At 40.8% G+C, this 1,662-nt stretch carries 2 protein-coding genes and 1 pseudogene; all 3 read right to left on the reverse strand.

Annotated features, from left to right (window positions below):
- The coding region (locus tag B7C60_RS19295; protein ID WP_281251710.1) for a phosphoenolpyruvate-utilizing N-terminal domain-containing protein at positions 1-533 on the reverse strand (533 nt) is incomplete at its 3' end.
- 146 nt (positions 534-679) lie between these two features.
- Positions 680-937 (reverse strand): HPr family phosphocarrier protein, encoded by a 258-nt coding sequence (locus B7C60_RS13310; protein ID WP_099612086.1) that lies wholly within the window; start codon positions 935-937, stop codon positions 680-682.
- 297 nt (positions 938-1,234) lie between these two features.
- Positions 1,235-1,662, reverse strand: a pseudogene (locus tag B7C60_RS19300) (pyridoxal-phosphate dependent enzyme); the annotation flags it as partial.

Consider the following 1,662-nt stretch of genomic DNA (forward strand, 5'->3'; position numbering starts at 1 on the left):
CCAAGCACGTAATCAAGGTTGATTTGTGCCGTTTCAGATGGCGTTAGATCGTAAGCAACCAGAATGACTTTTTCGTCGATATCACTAATAGATACAATATGAATACCAAGTGCATTTTTTACAAAACGAGAACCAATATCACGGATATCAGTTGCGCGTTCTTTTAGGTATTCATCATCAAGAGATTCAAGCGCGGTTGCTTGTTCTTCGATCACTGTGTAAATAGCGTTATCAGCAGAAAGTTTGTCGTTTTTGATGAGCGCTAAAATTTCTTCTTCTAGCTCTTCATCTTCAAGCAACATGATGTGGCCTTCAAAGATGGCTTCTTTTTCTTCACCAAAAGTTTCCAGCGCTTTTTGTTTGATTACTTCAAGCTGAGCCGCTGATTTTTTACGAGCGTCATAGAAGCGTTGAATTTCTGAATCAACTTGAGCGTCTGAAATGGTGTTTGTGTTTAGGACAATTTCATCTTCTTGAAGTAGTAATGCTTTACCTATAGCAATACCAGGAGATGCTAGGATGCCTGAAATCATAGCCTTACCTTAAATTGGTCAACTGTAAACGGGAGAAAATGGACGTTAGTGCTAACGATAATATGTAGCCTATTCTCGGACATATTTCCAATAAAGCCATTTTGTTGAAGACAAAATGGCTTGGATTTTCCAATAGGAAATGCTTATTAGTGAAGCTGATCCATGAGTGCAACTAGGTGGTCAACCGCTTCTTTAGCTTGAGGACCCTCTGCAGAAATAGTCACAACAGTACCTTTTACTAGGCCTAGCGTTTGAAGTTTGAATAGGCTCTTGGCACTCGCACTTTTACCGTTTGAACTTACGGTGATGTCTGCATCAAAAGCTTTTGCTTCTTTAACAAATTGTGCTGCTGGACGAGTGTGAAGGCCGTTTTCTGCCGTGATTTCTACTTGCTTCTCGTACATGTTTTATACCCCAATTAATTTAGTTTTTGTAAGTTGTTAACTTGCATAAGCTTAACCTTAACCGATCATTTCTGCTAGCGCAGTAAACGTATTTTCGTGTTAGAGCTTATCCTCGTCTAAAACAATCAACAGTTTTTATTCGTCAAAGCGAATGGTAACCCTTGATTCTAATCTAGTTGGCTTCTTTATTTTGAAGCTAAAAATAAAACACCCCGATATTACCAAAGGTGGGGCAAGGATCAACAAAAAAGCCCCAGTACGGGGCTTTTTTAAACGAAAATTTGATTTCACCACATATTATTGTTGGTTTTCTTTTTCAGTGAAAATACCCGAAAATAGCGCAGTGCTAAGGTAACGTTCAGCCGAACTTGGTAGAAGAGCAACGATGGTTTTTCCTTCAAATTCAGGAAGTTCTGCAAGTCTATTAGCCGCAACGACCGCCGCGCCTGAAGAAATGCCAGCTAAGATACCTTCTTCTTCCATAAGGCGACGAGCCATGTCAATGGCTTGATCGGATGTGACCGTTTCAACCCGATCTATCAGTGTTAAGTCGAGGTTGCCGGGAATAAACCCGGCACCAATCCCTTGAATTTTATGTGGTGCCGGTTTGATTTCTTCACCAGCTAAAGCTTGAGTAATGACAGGAGATTCGGCGGGTTCTACGGCAACCGATACAATGGCTTTTCCTTTTTCGCCTTTTATATAGCGGCTGGTTCCAGTGAGTG

The organism is Vibrio fujianensis (assembly GCF_002749895.1).
Lineage (GTDB): Bacteria > Pseudomonadota > Gammaproteobacteria > Enterobacterales > Vibrionaceae > Vibrio > Vibrio fujianensis.

Excerpts from the sequence above, each read along its gene's own strand:
- B7C60_RS13310 (WP_099612086.1), bottom strand. The coding sequence starts at position 937 with ATGTACGAGAAGCAAGTAGAAATCACGGCAGAAAACGGCCTTCACACT.